This window comes from Pseudomonas sp. PGPPP1 (assembly GCF_002255865.1).
In the GTDB taxonomy this organism is placed as follows: Bacteria; Pseudomonadota; Gammaproteobacteria; order Pseudomonadales; family Pseudomonadaceae; genus Aquipseudomonas; species Aquipseudomonas cremoris.
The window spans coordinates 19,513-32,658 of record NZ_NKIG01000032.1 but is presented as its reverse complement, the minus strand read 5'-3'; the positions used below and the strand labels follow the sequence as shown (position 1 = coordinate 32,658).

At 59.8% G+C, this 13,146-nt stretch carries 18 protein-coding genes; 10 read left to right on the top strand and 8 right to left on the bottom strand.

Features of this window, described 5'->3' with window-relative positions:
- Positions 1-53 precede the first annotated feature (53 nt).
- From rplU to CFE47_RS26265, 7 genes are all read left to right on the top strand, one after another.
- On the top strand, positions 54-368 hold the full coding sequence (gene rplU, locus CFE47_RS26295) for a 50S ribosomal protein L21 (RefSeq protein WP_007950961.1): 315 nt from the start codon (positions 54-56) through the stop codon (positions 366-368).
- Positions 369-402: 34 nt separating this feature from the next.
- Positions 403-660 carry a 50S ribosomal protein L27 gene (rpmA, locus tag CFE47_RS26290; protein WP_003176049.1) on the top strand — a complete coding sequence of 86 codons (258 nt, stop codon included), beginning with the start codon at positions 403-405 and terminating at the stop codon, positions 658-660.
- Between the two features lie 193 nt (positions 661-853).
- Positions 854-2,077, top strand: a complete 1,224-nt coding sequence (cgtA, locus tag CFE47_RS26285) for an Obg family GTPase CgtA (RefSeq protein WP_010206489.1) — start codon at positions 854-856, stop codon at positions 2,075-2,077.
- 110 nt (positions 2,078-2,187) lie between these two features.
- Positions 2,188-3,306, top strand: a complete 1,119-nt coding sequence (gene proB / locus CFE47_RS26280) for a glutamate 5-kinase (protein ID WP_003176047.1) — start codon at positions 2,188-2,190, stop codon at positions 3,304-3,306.
- Positions 3,307-3,322: 16 nt separating this feature from the next.
- Complete coding sequence (locus tag CFE47_RS26275) at positions 3,323-3,787, top strand: CreA family protein (protein ID WP_286841514.1); 465 nt, start codon at positions 3,323-3,325, stop codon at positions 3,785-3,787.
- A 100-nt stretch (positions 3,788-3,887) separates the two neighbouring features.
- A complete protein-coding gene (locus CFE47_RS26270) occupies positions 3,888-4,370 on the top strand; it encodes a glutathione peroxidase (RefSeq protein ID WP_286841512.1) in 483 nt (160 codons plus the stop codon).
- Between the two features lie 161 nt (positions 4,371-4,531).
- On the top strand, positions 4,532-5,635 hold the full coding sequence (locus tag CFE47_RS26265; RefSeq protein WP_286841510.1) for an NADH:flavin oxidoreductase: 1,104 nt from the start codon (positions 4,532-4,534) through the stop codon (positions 5,633-5,635).
- Here CFE47_RS26265 and CFE47_RS26260 read toward each other — a convergent pair.
- Together CFE47_RS26260 and cysZ are read right to left on the bottom strand one after the other, a co-directional pair.
- Positions 5,604-6,806 carry a glycosyltransferase family 4 protein gene (locus CFE47_RS26260; protein WP_286841508.1) on the bottom strand — a complete coding sequence of 401 codons (1,203 nt, stop codon included), beginning with the start codon at positions 6,804-6,806 and terminating at the stop codon, positions 5,604-5,606. The genes CFE47_RS26265 and CFE47_RS26260 overlap by 32 nt on opposite strands.
- Before the next feature lie 54 nt (positions 6,807-6,860).
- Positions 6,861-7,625, bottom strand: coding sequence for a sulfate transporter CysZ (cysZ, locus tag CFE47_RS26255; RefSeq protein ID WP_286841506.1), 765 nt, complete (start codon positions 7,623-7,625; stop codon positions 6,861-6,863).
- On the opposite strand from cysZ, the gene CFE47_RS26250 reads away from it, so the two are divergent.
- Together CFE47_RS26250 and trxB are read left to right on the top strand one after the other, a co-directional pair.
- On the top strand, positions 7,624-7,779 hold the full coding sequence (locus tag CFE47_RS26250) for a hypothetical protein (RefSeq protein ID WP_185710370.1): 156 nt from the start codon (positions 7,624-7,626) through the stop codon (positions 7,777-7,779). The two genes, cysZ and CFE47_RS26250, sit on opposite strands and share 2 nt — an antisense overlap.
- Before the next feature lie 128 nt (positions 7,780-7,907).
- Positions 7,908-8,870 carry a thioredoxin-disulfide reductase gene (trxB, locus tag CFE47_RS26245; protein WP_185710369.1) on the top strand — a complete coding sequence of 321 codons (963 nt, stop codon included), beginning with the start codon at positions 7,908-7,910 and terminating at the stop codon, positions 8,868-8,870.
- Between the two features lie 169 nt (positions 8,871-9,039).
- Here trxB and CFE47_RS26240 read toward each other — a convergent pair whose 3' ends face one another.
- The 6 genes from CFE47_RS26240 to CFE47_RS26215 are packed head-to-tail and all read right to left on the bottom strand — an operon-like array spanning position 9,040 to position 11,973.
- The gene (locus CFE47_RS26240) at positions 9,040-9,378 is read right to left on the bottom strand and encodes a HopJ type III effector protein (RefSeq protein ID WP_286841503.1); all 339 of its coding nucleotides are present in this window, start codon (positions 9,376-9,378) and stop codon (positions 9,040-9,042) included.
- Entirely contained in the window at positions 9,371-9,667 is a 297-nt protein-coding gene (locus CFE47_RS26235) for a DUF1244 domain-containing protein (protein WP_065908484.1), read from the bottom strand. Before CFE47_RS26235 ends, CFE47_RS26240 begins: the two co-directional genes overlap by 8 nt.
- Before the next feature lie 23 nt (positions 9,668-9,690).
- A complete protein-coding gene (gene folX / locus CFE47_RS26230) occupies positions 9,691-10,062 on the bottom strand; it encodes a dihydroneopterin triphosphate 2'-epimerase (protein ID WP_033896194.1) in 372 nt (123 codons plus the stop codon).
- Positions 10,063-10,064: 2 nt separating this feature from the next.
- A complete protein-coding gene (gene folE, locus CFE47_RS26225; protein ID WP_185710367.1) occupies positions 10,065-10,625 on the bottom strand; it encodes a GTP cyclohydrolase I FolE in 561 nt (186 codons plus the stop codon).
- A gap of 20 nt (positions 10,626-10,645) precedes the next feature.
- Positions 10,646-11,356: a dihydromonapterin reductase gene (gene folM, locus CFE47_RS26220; protein ID WP_286841501.1), complete on the bottom strand. Its 711-nt coding sequence runs from the start codon at positions 11,354-11,356 to the stop codon at positions 10,646-10,648.
- A 56-nt stretch (positions 11,357-11,412) separates the two neighbouring features.
- Positions 11,413-11,973 (bottom strand): antibiotic biosynthesis monooxygenase, encoded by a 561-nt coding sequence (locus tag CFE47_RS26215; RefSeq protein WP_185710365.1) that lies wholly within the window; start codon positions 11,971-11,973, stop codon positions 11,413-11,415.
- Between the two features lie 215 nt (positions 11,974-12,188).
- Between CFE47_RS26215 and CFE47_RS26210 the strand changes: the two genes are divergently transcribed.
- Positions 12,189-13,145, top strand: a complete 957-nt coding sequence (locus CFE47_RS26210) for a MerR family transcriptional regulator (RefSeq protein WP_286841499.1) — start codon at positions 12,189-12,191, stop codon at positions 13,143-13,145.
- Position 13,146 lies beyond the last annotated feature (1 nt).

Genomic DNA, 13,146 nt, shown 5'->3' with positions numbered 1-13,146 from the left:
CCAATACCTCTTCTTATAAAGAGCTGGGTGAGCAGGATTATCGGAGAAATACCATGTCGTACGCAGTAATTGTTACTGGTGGCAAGCAATACAAGGTCGCCCCAGGTGAATACCTGAAGATCGAAAAACTGGAAGTCGCTACTGGCGAATCCGTTACTTTTGATCGCGTTCTGTTGGTCGCCAATGGCGATGACGTGAACATCGGCGCTCCAGTTGTTGCTGGCGCTACCGTTGTGGCTGAAGTGATCTCCCAAGGTCGTCACGATAAAGTCCGCATCATCAAGTTCCGTCGTCGTAAGCACCACATGAAGCGTATGGGCCACCGCCAGTGGTACACCGAGATCAAAATCACCGGTATTCAGGCTTAATTTCAGCCTAATTCCTCACTAGGAGAATTGACTCATGGCACACAAAAAAGCTGGTGGTAGTACCCGTAACGGTCGCGACTCAGAAGCCAAACGCCTTGGCGTTAAGATGTATGGCGGCCAGAAAATCATTCCGGGCAACATCATCGTGCGTCAGCGCGGCACCCAATTCCACGCCGGTTACGGTGTAGGCATGGGTAAAGATCACACCCTCTTCGCGAAAATCGAAGGCGTGATCAAGTTTGAAGTAAAAGGCGCTTTCAACCGCCGTTACGTGAGCGTTGTCGCAGCTTAATTGCGAGATCGCTGGAAAAGCCCTGTCTTGCGACGGGGCTTTTTCGTTTGTGGAGTGAGTCTCTTGCAAAGCTGTTTGTGATGGGCTCAGGCGCTGGATTTGCGGTCGCTGATTGAGGTCGCTGCGCTCATTTTTGCAAGAGTCTTATGTCTTGGTTTCTTAAGCTCGTCCATGCGACGAGAGGCGTTTTGTTATGAAGTTCGTTGATGAAGTTTCCATCCGAGTAAAAGCAGGCGACGGCGGTAACGGTTGCATGAGTTTCCGTCGCGAAAAATTCATCGAAAACGGTGGCCCCAACGGCGGTGACGGCGGTGATGGCGGTTCCATCTACATGATGGCCGACGAAAACCTCAACACCCTGGTCGACTACCGTTACACCCGGCACTTCGATGCCGAGCGTGGCTCCAACGGCGGCAGCACCGACTGCACCGGCAAGAAAGGCGAAGACCTGGTGCTGCGCGTACCGGTCGGCACCACGATCATCGACTCGGCCACCCAGGAAGTGATTGGCGACCTGACCAAGGCCGGCCAGAAGCTGATGGTTGTGCAGGGCGGCTGGCACGGTCTGGGTAACACCCGATTCAAGTCCAGTACCAACCGTGCGCCGCGCCAGACTACCCCTGGCAAGCCGGGCGAGCAGCGTGACCTCAAGCTGGAAATGAAAGTACTGGCCGACGTGGGCCTGCTGGGCTTGCCGAACGCCGGTAAAAGTACCTTCATCCGCTCGGTCTCGGCCGCCAAGCCGAAAGTGGCCGACTACCCGTTCACCACCCTGGTGCCAAACCTGGGCGTGGTCAGCGTCGACCGTTGGAAAAGCTTCGTGATCGCCGACATTCCTGGCCTGATCGAAGGTGCTTCCGATGGCGCGGGCCTGGGGATTCGCTTCCTCAAGCACTTGTCGCGTACCCGTCTGTTGTTGCACCTCGTCGACATGGCACCGCTGGATGACACCAGCGCGCCGGACGCTGCCGAAGTGATCGTCAGCGAGCTGACCAAGTTCAGCCCGTCCCTGGCCGAGCGTGATCGCTGGTTGGTACTGAACAAGTGCGACCAGATCCTCGAAGAAGAACACGAAGAGCGCGTCAAGGAAATCGTTGACCGCCTGGAGTGGGAAGGTCCGGTCTACGTGATCTCGGCCATCGCCAAAGAAGGCACCGAGCGCCTGACCCGCGACATCATGCGCTACCTTGAAGACCGTGCCGACCGCCTGGCGGCCGACCCGGTCTTCAAGGCCGAACTGGCTGAACTCGACCAGCGCATCGAAGACGAAGCCCGCGCCCAGTTGCAGGCACTGGACGACCAACGTGCCCTGCGCCGCAGCGGCGTGAAGTCGGTCCATGACATCGGTGACGACGATTGGGACGAAGAAGACGTGGATGATGAAGATGGCCCGGAAATCATTTACGTGCGCGACTGATCCGTTGCGATAAACTTGAACGCCGCTCCTTTAGAGCGGCGTTTTAGTATCCGGGTATAACGTTATGGGCCGCGCTGGGTCGCGCAGCCCTCAATCTAAGGTTGATGATGATGCGGAGCAAAGTGACAGGTGCGCAGCGCTGGGTCGTAAAGATCGGAAGTGCGCTGCTGACGGCAGATGGCAAGGGGCTGGATCGCGCAGCCATGAGCGTCTGGGTCGAGCAAATGGTGGCCTTGCATGAGGCTGGCGTCGAGTTGGTGTTGGTATCGTCCGGGGCGGTTGCCGCCGGGATGAGCCGCCTTGGCTGGACCGCGCGACCCAGCGCGATGCACGAACTGCAAGCCGCCGCCGCCATCGGTCAAATGGGCCTGGTGCAAGCCTGGGAATCCAGCTTCGCCGAGCACGGCCGCCACACGGCGCAGATCCTGCTGACCCACGACGACCTGTCCGACCGCAAGCGTTACCTCAACGCCCGCAGTACCTTGCGCGCACTGGTGGAGCTGAAAGTCATCCCGGTGATCAACGAAAACGACACCGTGGTCACCGACGAAATCCGCTTCGGCGACAACGACACCTTGGCCGCCTTGGTAGCCAACCTGGTGGAAGCCGACCTGTTGGTGATCCTCACCGACCGCGACGGCATGTTCGACGCCGACCCGCGCAACAACCCAGATGCCCAGTTGATCTACGAAGCGCGTGCCGATGACCCGGCGCTGGACGCCGTCGCCGGCAGCGTTGGCGGTGCCCTGGGCCGTGGCGGCATGCAGACCAAGCTGCGCGCTGCACGTCTGGCGGCGCGTTCCGGTGCTCATACGATCATCGTCGGTGGGCGCATCGAGCGCGTGCTGGATCGCCTCAAGGCGGGTGAGCGCATCGGCACGCTGCTGTCGCCGGAACGCGGCATGCTGGCGGCGCGCAAACAGTGGTTGGCCGGTCATCTGCAAACCCGTGGCACCTTGGTGCTGGACGATGGCGCCGTGTCGGCCTTGTCCCAGGGCAACAAGAGCCTGCTGCCGGTTGGCGTCAAGTTGGTGCAGGGTAGCTTCCGTCGTGGCGAAATGGTGGTGTGCGTCGCGCCGGACGGTCGTGAGATCGCCCGTGGCCTGGCCAACTACAGCGCCCTCGAAGCGCAGAAAATCATTGGGCAGTCGTCTGACGCGATTGTGGGTCTATTGGGTTACATGGCGGAGCCCGAACTGGTGCACCGCGATAACCTGATCCTGGTCTAAGCAAAGGAATTACACGATGCGCATATTGAAAGGATTAATCGGCCTGTTATTGGCGATGCCGCTGCTGGCGTCCGCCGAGGAAATCGGCCAGGTGTCGACCGTGTTCAAGTTTGTGGGCCCCAACGACCGGATCGTCGTCGAAGCGTTTGATGATCCCAAGGTCGATGGCGTGACGTGCTACCTGTCGCGGGCCAAGACTGGCGGCGTCAAAGGCGGCCTGGGCCTGGCCGAAGACCGCGCCGAAGCCTCGATTGCCTGCCGCCAGGTGGGCCCGATTCGCTTCAAGGGCGAGCTCAAGGACGGCGACGAAGTGTTCAAGGAGCGCACCTCGCTGGTGTTCAAGACCATGCAGGTAGTGCGCTTCCTCGACAAGAAGCGCAACACCCTGGTTTACCTGGTTTACAGCGACCGCCTGATCGAAGGCAGCCCGCAAAACGCAGTGACGGCGATTCCGATTCTGCCCTGGCCTACCGCTCAGTAACCCGCGAGCGAGTTTTGCAATCGGCGTCTATGATTGCAGGCTTGCGGGTTGTAATCTCGAAAGCCGCTTTGCTAAGAACATGGGATATCTGGAGTTCGTCATGAGTGCTTTCCACGACCTGAAACTCAAAGCTTTGGACGGACAAGAGCTGCCATTGGCGCCTTTCAAGGGGCAAGTTGTACTGGTGGTGAATGTGGCCTCCAAATGTGGTTTGACCCCGCAATACGCGGCATTGGAAAACCTCTATCAGCAGTACAAGGACCAGGGGTTTACCGTGCTTGGCCTGCCGTGCAATCAATTTGCTGGCCAGGAGCCGGGTACCGAAGAGGAAATCCGTGAGTTTTGCAGCCTCAACTACGGCGTGACCTTCCCTCTGGGTAGCAAGCTCGACGTCAACGGCCATGACCGTCATCAGCTTTACCGCTTGCTGGCGGGTGAGGGTGCTGAGTTTCCGGGTGATATCACCTGGAACTTCGAAAAATTCCTGCTGGGCAAGGATGGACGAGTGCTGGCGCGCTTCTCGCCACGTACCGCTCCGGATGATCCCTCCATCGTCCAAGCCATCGAAAAAGCGCTGAGCTGAACACATCTCTTTGTGGCGAGGGAGCAAGCTCCCTCGGCACAGGTAAGTGTCCATGACTACCCTCGCTTTTACCCCTTAATCACTCAAATCAATAGTGATGTTCAAGGGCGTGCGCGACCAATATTATCCACGTCATAAACCCGCCTTACGTGGAGCATCCCATGCCTGTCCAAGCCTTGTTCAAACCGTTCCAGCTCGGTGCATTGCAATTGTCGACCCGCGTAGTCATGGCGCCCATGACCCGCTCGTTCTCCCCGGGTGGCGTACCCAACTCCAAAGTTATCGAGTACTACCGCCGCCGCGCTGCCGCCGGTGTCGGCCTGATCATCACCGAGGGCACCGTAGTCGGCCACCCAGCCTCCAACGGCTACCCCAACGTTCCGCATTTCTACGGTGAAGCGGCGTTGGCCGGCTGGAAGAAAGTCGTCGACGCGGTGCACGCCGAAGGCGGCAAAATCGTTCCGCAACTGTGGCACGTGGGCAGTGTGCGCCGTATCGGTACCGAGCCTGACGCCAGCGTGCCGGCCTACGGCCCGATGGAAAAACTCAAGGACGGCAATGTGGTCGTCCATGGCATGACCCAGCAAGACATCAAAGACGTGATCAACGCCTTCGCCCAGGCTGCCAAGGATGCCCAGAGCATCGGCATGGACGGTGTGGAGATTCACGGCGCCCACGGCTACCTGGTAGACCAGTTCTTCTGGGAAGGCAGCAACCAGCGCACAGACGAATACGGCGGCAGCTTGGCCAACCGTTCGCGCTTTGCCATTGAGCTGATCCAGGCGACCCGCGCAGCGGTAGGCCCTGACTTTCCGATCATCTTCCGTTTCTCGCAGTGGAAGCAGCAGGACTACACCGCCCGCCTTGTACAAACCCCTGACGCGCTGGGTGAATTCCTCAAGCCGTTGTCTGACGCTGGCGTGGACATTTTCCACTGCTCCACCCGTCGTTTCTGGGAGCCGGAATTCGAAGGTTCCGACCTCAACCTCGCCGGCTGGACCCGCCAGCTCACCGGCAAACCGACCATCACTGTTGGCAGCGTCGGGCTGGACGGCGAGTTCCTGCAATTTATGGTCAACACTGACAAAGTCGCGCAGCCGGCCAGCCTGGAAAAACTGCTGGAGCGCCTGAACAACGACGAGTTCGACCTGGTTGCCGTGGGTCGTGCACTGCTGGTGGACCCAGACTGGGCAGTCAAAGTGCGCGAAGGGCGCGAGAGCGACATCTTACCGTTCAGTCGTGAGGCGTTGACGACCCTGGTGTAATGGGCGAGAGGACGGGCAGTGGATGCCCGTCCTTGCACACGCCCCGCAACTGGCGTTCAAACTGCTCGATAATCGCCGGCCAGCCCTGGCGGCTGGCATGCTGGCGCGCATTCAGGCGCATGCGGCGCAAGCTTTCGGCGTCCTCCAGCAACCAATTGGCGGCATCACAAAAAGCGCCCTCATCACCCGGCATTGCCAGCACACCGTTGTAGCCGTGGCGAATATGCTGGGTCGCAGCGGCCTGGTCATAGGCCACCACGCCCAACCCTGACGCCATCGCTTCCAGCACCACGTTGCCGAAGGTTTCAGTGAGGCTGGGGAACAGGAACACATCGCCCGATGCGTAATGCCGTGCCAGCTCTTCGCCGCGCAAGGTACCGCAGAAAATCGCCTCTGGCAGCTCCTTTTCCAGCGTTGCCCGTTGCGGGCCGTCGCCGACGATGATCAGTTTCATCTGGCGCAATGGATAGGTGTCCTGCAGCGTCTCGAAGCAGCGCTTGAGCAAACCGAGGTTCTTTTCCTGCGCCAATCGGCCCACATAAAGCACCGCGGTTTGCTCACTGTTCAAAGCCCAGCTTTCCCGCAGCGCGTTATCGCGTTTCGCCGGATGGAACAATTGACTGTCCACCCCGCGCGCCAACATCCCCAGGCGCTCGAAATGTCGTCGCTCCAATTCCAGGCGCTGGCTGGCGCTGGGCACCAGGGTCAAGGTCGAACGGTTGTGGAACCAACGCAGATAGTGAGTGACCATCCGGCTCAGCATGCTCAAGCCGTATTGGTTCGAGTACTGCTGGAAGTTGGTGTGAAAGCCGCTGACCACGCTGATTCCTAGGCGGCGGGCTGCACGCAAAGCCGATAGCCCCAGAGGACCCTCTGTCGCGATGTACAGCACGTCCGGACGCTGACGGGTCCAGCGCCGCAGCAGTTTATGCATCGACGATTGGCCCCATTGCAGGCCCGGGTAACCCGGTAGCGGCCAGCCACGGCATAGCAGCAACTCGTCGTCACTGGGGCGGCTCTGGTCGCTGCCCTGGCGCGGGCGCACTAACTCGACCTGATGGCCGCGTGCGCGTAAACCTTCGCACAGGCGGCCAAGGGTATTGGCCACCCCGTTGATCTCCGGCGGGAAGGTTTCGGTAATCAGAGTGATGTGAAGCGAGGCTGTTGTCATGACCCACAGTGTCACCGTGGGCTATGTCGTCATTGTGTCATTGGGATGATGGATTTATGACTTGGCTACAGTCTGCCGTGCCATCGCCTCGGCGCCTTGCTCGCGCACCCAGAACAACGTCGCCCCGGCCACTGCCGCCGGCATCATCAGCAGGTTGACCACCGGCACCAGCAACACCAGGTAAACGATGCCGCCGAAGCTCATGCTCTGCCAGCGTTTCTGGCGCAGCCAGGCAAGCATTTCGTTCCAGCCCAGCTTGTGGTTGTCGGCCGGGTAGTCGATGTATTGGATAGCCATCATCCAAACGCCAAACAGCAGCCACAACGGCGCTGCGACCAGGTTGACCACCGGAATGAACGACAGGATAAACAGACCGATGGCCCGGGGCAGGAAGTAGCCCAGCTTGCGCATTTCACGCGCCAGGGTACGCGGCACCATGGCAATCAGCTCGCCCCAGCTGAAAGCCGGGAAGTCATCGGTGCCTCGCACCACCACTTCGACTTTCTCCGAGAGAAAGCCGTTGAACGGTGCGGCGATGATGTTGGCAAGCATGGTGAAGGTGAAAAACACCATCAGCACCACCAGCACCACGAACAACGGCCACAGCAGGTAATTCAAAAAGCTCAGCCAACTCGGCAACGTCGGCATCAGGGTATCGACCCACAGGCTGAACTGATGGCCGGCGAAATAAATCAAGCCGACGAACAGCACCAGGTTGATCGCCAGCGGCAGCAACACAAACAGCCGCAAGCCTGGGCTCAACACCAGTTTGAGGCCTTCACGCAGGTATTGCGGGCCAGAAAGAGCAGGGGCGGGCATGGAAAACTCCGAGCAAAGGGGCGAACGCGCCGACCTTACCGGCTTTGCCACACAGGCGAAAGCGGCGACATCAGCTGTAACAAACGCGTCGATCAACCGACTCGACTGCATAGAGACCACCTATGAGCTGGATTGTTATTCCGTATTTCCTTAATCTTGCCCCCCTCTATACGCTGCACCCATTATTTTTCAGGACGTGCGAGTTCAAGCCTTCCCCAAGTGCTTCGCGGTCCTTTTTTATTCCAGCCGCCTTGTTGTCCGGGTGGTCGATAGGAGTGAGTCATGTCTGATACCCGTCATTCGCGAGTGATTATTCTCGGTTCCGGCCCTGCCGGTTACAGCGCTGCGGTCTACGCTGCCCGGGCCAACCTCAAGCCGCTGCTGATCACCGGCATGCAGGCGGGCGGTCAACTGACCACCACCACCGAAGTCGACAACTGGCCGGGCGACGTCCACGGCCTGACCGGCCCGGTGCTGATGGAGCGCATGAAAGAGCACGCCGAGCGCTTTGAAACCGAGATCGTCTTCGACCACATCAACAAGGTCGACTTCTCCAAGAAGCCTTACAGCCTGACTGGCGACAGCGGTGTGTACACCTGTGACGCACTGATCATCGCCACCGGTGCCAGCGCCCGTTACCTGGGCCTGCCATCGGAAGAAGCGTTCATGGGCAAAGGTGTTTCCGCCTGCGCCACCTGCGACGGTTTCTTCTACCGCAACAAGCCGGTCGCTGTGGTCGGTGGCGGCAACACTGCCGTGGAAGAGGCGCTGTACCTGGCCAACATCGCCAGCACCGTGACCCTGGTTCACCGCCGCGAGACTTTCCGCGCCGAGAAGATCCTGATCGACAAGCTGCACGCCCGTGTCGCTGAAGGCAAGATCATCCTCAAGCTCAACGCCACCCTGGACGAAGTTCTGGGCGACAACATGGGCGTGACCGGTGCCCGCCTGAAAAACAACGACGGCAGCTTCGACGAGCTGACAGTCGACGGCGTGTTCATCGCCATCGGCCATACCCCGAACACCTCGCTGTTCGAAGGCGTGCTGGAAGCCAAGGATGGTTACCTGGTGGTGCAGGGCGGCCGTGAAGGCAATGCCACTGCGACCAACCTGGAAGGTATCTTCGCTGCCGGTGACGTGGCTGACCACGTGTACCGCCAGGCCATCACCTCGGCCGGCGCCGGTTGCATGGCGGCACTGGATGCCGAGCGTTACCTCGACGGTTTGAAGGACGCTGCGTTCTAAACCCGTTGAACTAAAAAACCGGCTGCGAGGCCGGTTTTTTTGTGTCCGCAATTCAAACAACACCACAGGATAAATGTGGGAGCTGGCTTGCCTGCGATAGCGGTGTGTCAGCCACCACCGCCATCGCGGGCAAGTCCGGCTCCCACATTGACCGAGTTCTGCTCTTGGATCAGCGGCGGGTCAGGGGTTGTGCCGTGAACTTCACCCTGGCCAGACCATGCGCAATCAACGCACGGATGTTGCCATGGTCACTCCCCTCAGGCGTCGCCACCACAGTACGGTAATGCTCGCCAAACGCCAGCAGTGCCTCCTGGTCGCTCAAACCTTCCAGTAACGCCAGGCCCAACGTCTTGCACGACCCTTCATTCTGTCCAGCAGCGTTTTCCACGTCGCCATTGGTGAAGGCTTGTGGCTGGTAGTCGTAACCTGCGGCCACAAACGCCAAGGTGTCGGCAAAAACGTGTTCGCCGCTATTGAGGCTGGCGCGCAGGGCATTCAAATCAGTCATGGGTTTTTCCTTTGGCGAACGCCGCTTGTTGGTCGGCGCTGGCTTCTTTCTGGTATTGGGCTTTCCACTCGGCGTACGGCATGCCGTACACCACTTCGCGGGCGTCATCGAGGCTCAGCTCGATATGGCGCTCATCGGCCTCGGCCTTGTACCACTTGGACAAGCAGTTACGGCAGAAACCGGAGAGGTTCATCAGGTCGATGTTCTGCACATCCTTGCGGCTGTCCAGGTGCGCCACCAGCCGGCGGAAGGCGGCGGCTTCGAGTTCGAGGCGTTGTTGGTCGTTCATAGGGTTCACGCAAATCTCTAGAGTTAGCGGCTGGCCGCCAGGGTAATCGACACCGACTCGGCAAAGCGCAGCGCATGGGGCTTGTCCACTTCGACTTCGGCGTACAGCACCGATTCATTGCCCATCACCAGGTCCAGCAGTTCCTGGGTCAGGCGCTCCAGCAGGGCGAAGCGGTTGCCCTCGACGTGAGCAATGATCGCTTTGGTGATGGTGCGGTAGTTCAGCGCGTGGTCGATGTCATTGTCGCGCACGGCTTCCTGGGCGGCATACAGGATGGTCAGGTTGATCAGCACATCCTGCTTGTTGAGGATCTCGTCCTCATTGATGCCGATGTAGGTGCGCAGGCACAGGTCCTTGACCCGGATGCGCGCCATGCCTGGTTGAAGTTGTGGCATTGCTACTTGCTCCGTCCGATCAGTTGCAGGAACTCCATGCGCGTGGTGTTCGATTCGCGGAACGCGCCGAGCATCACCGAGGTGTTCATGGTTGAATTCTGTTTTTCCACGCCGCGCATCATCATGCACATGTGCTTGGCTTCGATCACCACCGCCACGCCGGCGGCCTGGGTCACGGACTGGATGGCGTCGGCGATTTGCCGCGTGAGGTTTTCCTGGATCTGCAGGCGCCGCGCATACATGTCGACGATGCGCGCCAGTTTCGACAGGCCCAGCACCTTGCCGGTCGGAATATAGGCCACGTGGGCCTTGCCGATAAAGGGCAGCAGATGATGCTCACACAGCGAGTACAACTCGATGTCCTTGAGGATTACCATCTCGTCGTTGTCGGAGGTGAACAGCGCGCCGTTGACGATTTCTTCCAGGTTCTGCTCGTAGCCATGGCACAGGTACTGCATCGCCTTGGCGGCACGCTTAGGGGTGTCGAGCAGGCCTTCACGCTCCGGGTCTTCGCCCAGGCCTTTGAGAATCTCGCGGTAGTGTTGGGGCAGGGATAAGGTCATACAACATCCTCACAAACGGCTTACTTGATATGCCGCCCGCCGTTGACGGTCAGGGTGGTACCGGTGACATAAGGGTTATCCAGCAGGTAACGCACGCTCTGGTAGATCACCTCGGGCCCGGGTTCGATGCCCAGTGCCGACTTGGCCAGCACCTTGGCGCGGTAGGCCGCGTCATCGCCTTCGTTGAACATCACCATTGCCGGGGCAATGCCGTTGACCTTGATCGACGGCGCGAACTGCGCGGCGAACGACAGCGTGAGGCTGTCGAGCCCGGCCTTGGTGGCGCAATAGGCGATGTGCTGGCGGCTACCCTTGCGCACCACGTCATCGCTGATATGCACGATGTCGGCGGGTGTCGAGCGTTGCAGCAAGGGTGAACAATGCAGGTTGATCAGGTACGGCGCAAGCATGTGCACGCTGAACATGTCGGTAAACGCGCGGCTTTCTTCGCCAGGCGTTTCTGCGATCCAGGCCGAGGCGTTGTGGATGATTGCGCGCAGGCTTTGGGTGTGGGTGTTCAGCGTTGCGATAAACGCCAGGATGCCGGCCTCATTGGAGAAATCGGCAAACACACCGATCGCGCCGCGTTCGCGCAAGGCTTGCACGCCGGGGCGTTCGCTGCGGTAGCTGAAAATCACCGAGTGGCCTTCGTCCAGCAAGCGCTGGGCGCAATGCAGGCCGACACGCTGGCCGGCGCCGGTGATCAGGATCGGGGCGTTCGTTGCAGTCATGGAGGGCTCGATTCGCTGGCAGGCTCAAATCATACCAGCGACCGGGCCCCCTGTACTCACGCGGCGGCTTCGGTGGCCTTGCGCGGTGTGGGCGTGGGGTGCAGCCAGTTGGCCAGCAGGTGAGTCGACAGCGGAATGAACAAGTAAACCATCAGCGGCGTGAGGGCCAGGGTGCTGACGAACACACGGGGGAGCAGGTCCAACTCACTGAGCAACGGGCCCAGTACAAAGTTGAAGATCAGCGACACCGGAAAAAACGCCAGCCAGATCGCCACGGCTTGTTTCCAGCGTGGCGGGCGTGCACCGACTGCGCCGAACCAGCCATCAATGCCACTCACGCGATGTTCCGAGGGGTTGGCAAACAGCTCGCTGCCACGGCTTAACCAGGCACTGCGCGAGGCGGAAAATTCCCAGGCATGCAGGGTCTTCTCATCGGCGAAGCGGAAAATGATCTGGAACTCATCATCATTGGGCGGCGGGGCAAGTACGCCCGAACCCAGGTAACCGGGGAAGTCGGTGGCCAATTGCTCGCCTTCACGCAGCCAGGCCATCAATTCTTCGTAGCGACCCTTGGCCACGCGACGCGCAACCATCAGGGTGACGGGAGAGGTAGACATTGTGTATCTCCGTATTTGTGGGTGCACTTGACCGGGTAGGCGGTGCACCAGGCATAGCGGCGGGTAGAGCTGCTACGCTTGAAAAAGCAGGCAAGGATTATTCCTGTTTTGCCAAAATACGCCAGACACTTCTGACGGACCGCCGAAAACCTTGAATCAGGTGCGCTAAACAGCGTTAAATGCGACCCTCCCTACATGGACGTTTTCGACTCCAGATGCCCGAAATCACTGCTCCTCTTCGCGAAACCGCATCCGCTATCCACGGCGATAGCGAGGTGTTGTTCCCGATTCGCGAAGTTGCGCGCATGACAGGCGTGAACCCCGTCACACTGCGCGCCTGGGAACGGCGCTACGGTTTGATCCAGCCGGTTCGCACCGAAAGTGGGCATCGGCTGTACTCAAGCACTGATATCGACACCGTGCACCGCATCCTCGATTGGATCGAGCGCGGCGTTGCGGTGAGCAAAGTCGGCAGAATCCTTGCCCGTGACGCTCAGCACGCCGAAACTGCTGCGCTCGCAAGAGCTGACACCGAGGTGGACTGGACCCAGTGGCAGAGCCAACTGCGTTCGGCCGTCAGCGCTTTCGACGACCGTCAACTCGACCGGCTCTACGGCCAGATCTTCTGCGCCTATCCCATCGACGTGGTGTTTGAAGATATTTTGATGCCGCTGTGGCAACAGTTGCTGCGTCATCAGGGCCACTTTGGCCAAGCCAGTGAATGGCTGTTCTACGACAACTTCCTGCGTTCACGCACTGCCCAACGCCTGCAACTGGCCTGTGCTGCGCCGGTACCCAGGGTACTGCTGTCGGCCATTGCCGGAGAGTGCCGTGAGCTGGAACTACTGGTGGCCGGTGTGTTGATGTCGGGAGAGAAATACTCGGTCAAGGTGGTCGGTGTCGGCCAGCCTTTCGATGAACTGACGCTGGTGTGTGAAAAGACCCGTCCCCAAGCGTTGGTGCTTTTTTCCAACCGCTCCCCGAGCAGCGAGCTGCCGCTGCGGCTCCAGCGCTTGGCGCTGACGTTGGATTGTCCCTTGCTGCTGGCCGGCGATGCGTCAGACCTGATCCAGCCCGACTTGTCGGGTTCTTCCATCGGCTGCCTGGGCAATGAAGGGCGCCTGATGCAGCGCCGCTTGCAGCAGTTTCTAAGTGGTCACCTGGACACCTGAT

Excerpts from the sequence above, each read along its gene's own strand:
- rplU (WP_007950961.1), top strand. The coding sequence starts at position 54 with ATGTCGTACGCAGTAATTGTTACTGGTGGCAAGCAATACAAGGTCGCC.
- rpmA (WP_003176049.1), top strand. The coding sequence starts at position 403 with ATGGCACACAAAAAAGCTGGTGGTAGTACCCGTAACGGTCGCGACTCA.
- cgtA (WP_010206489.1), top strand. The coding sequence starts at position 854 with ATGAAGTTCGTTGATGAAGTTTCCATCCGAGTAAAAGCAGGCGACGGC.
- proB (WP_003176047.1), top strand. The coding sequence starts at position 2,188 with ATGCGGAGCAAAGTGACAGGTGCGCAGCGCTGGGTCGTAAAGATCGGA.
- CFE47_RS26275 (WP_286841514.1), top strand. The coding sequence starts at position 3,323 with ATGCGCATATTGAAAGGATTAATCGGCCTGTTATTGGCGATGCCGCTG.
- CFE47_RS26270 (WP_286841512.1), top strand. The coding sequence starts at position 3,888 with ATGAGTGCTTTCCACGACCTGAAACTCAAAGCTTTGGACGGACAAGAG.
- CFE47_RS26265 (WP_286841510.1), top strand. The coding sequence starts at position 4,532 with ATGCCTGTCCAAGCCTTGTTCAAACCGTTCCAGCTCGGTGCATTGCAA.
- CFE47_RS26260 (WP_286841508.1), bottom strand. The coding sequence starts at position 6,806 with ATGACAACAGCCTCGCTTCACATCACTCTGATTACCGAAACCTTCCCG.
- CFE47_RS26250 (WP_185710370.1), top strand. The coding sequence starts at position 7,624 with ATGGAAAACTCCGAGCAAAGGGGCGAACGCGCCGACCTTACCGGCTTT.
- cysZ (WP_286841506.1), bottom strand. The coding sequence starts at position 7,625 with ATGCCCGCCCCTGCTCTTTCTGGCCCGCAATACCTGCGTGAAGGCCTC.
- trxB (WP_185710369.1), top strand. The coding sequence starts at position 7,908 with ATGTCTGATACCCGTCATTCGCGAGTGATTATTCTCGGTTCCGGCCCT.
- CFE47_RS26240 (WP_286841503.1), bottom strand. The coding sequence starts at position 9,378 with ATGACTGATTTGAATGCCCTGCGCGCCAGCCTCAATAGCGGCGAACAC.
- CFE47_RS26235 (WP_065908484.1), bottom strand. The coding sequence starts at position 9,667 with ATGAACGACCAACAACGCCTCGAACTCGAAGCCGCCGCCTTCCGCCGG.
- folX (WP_033896194.1), bottom strand. The coding sequence starts at position 10,062 with ATGCCACAACTTCAACCAGGCATGGCGCGCATCCGGGTCAAGGACCTG.
- folE (WP_185710367.1), bottom strand. The coding sequence starts at position 10,625 with ATGACCTTATCCCTGCCCCAACACTACCGCGAGATTCTCAAAGGCCTG.
- folM (WP_286841501.1), bottom strand. The coding sequence starts at position 11,356 with ATGACTGCAACGAACGCCCCGATCCTGATCACCGGCGCCGGCCAGCGT.
- CFE47_RS26215 (WP_185710365.1), bottom strand. The coding sequence starts at position 11,973 with ATGTCTACCTCTCCCGTCACCCTGATGGTTGCGCGTCGCGTGGCCAAG.
- CFE47_RS26210 (WP_286841499.1), top strand. The coding sequence starts at position 12,189 with ATGCCCGAAATCACTGCTCCTCTTCGCGAAACCGCATCCGCTATCCAC.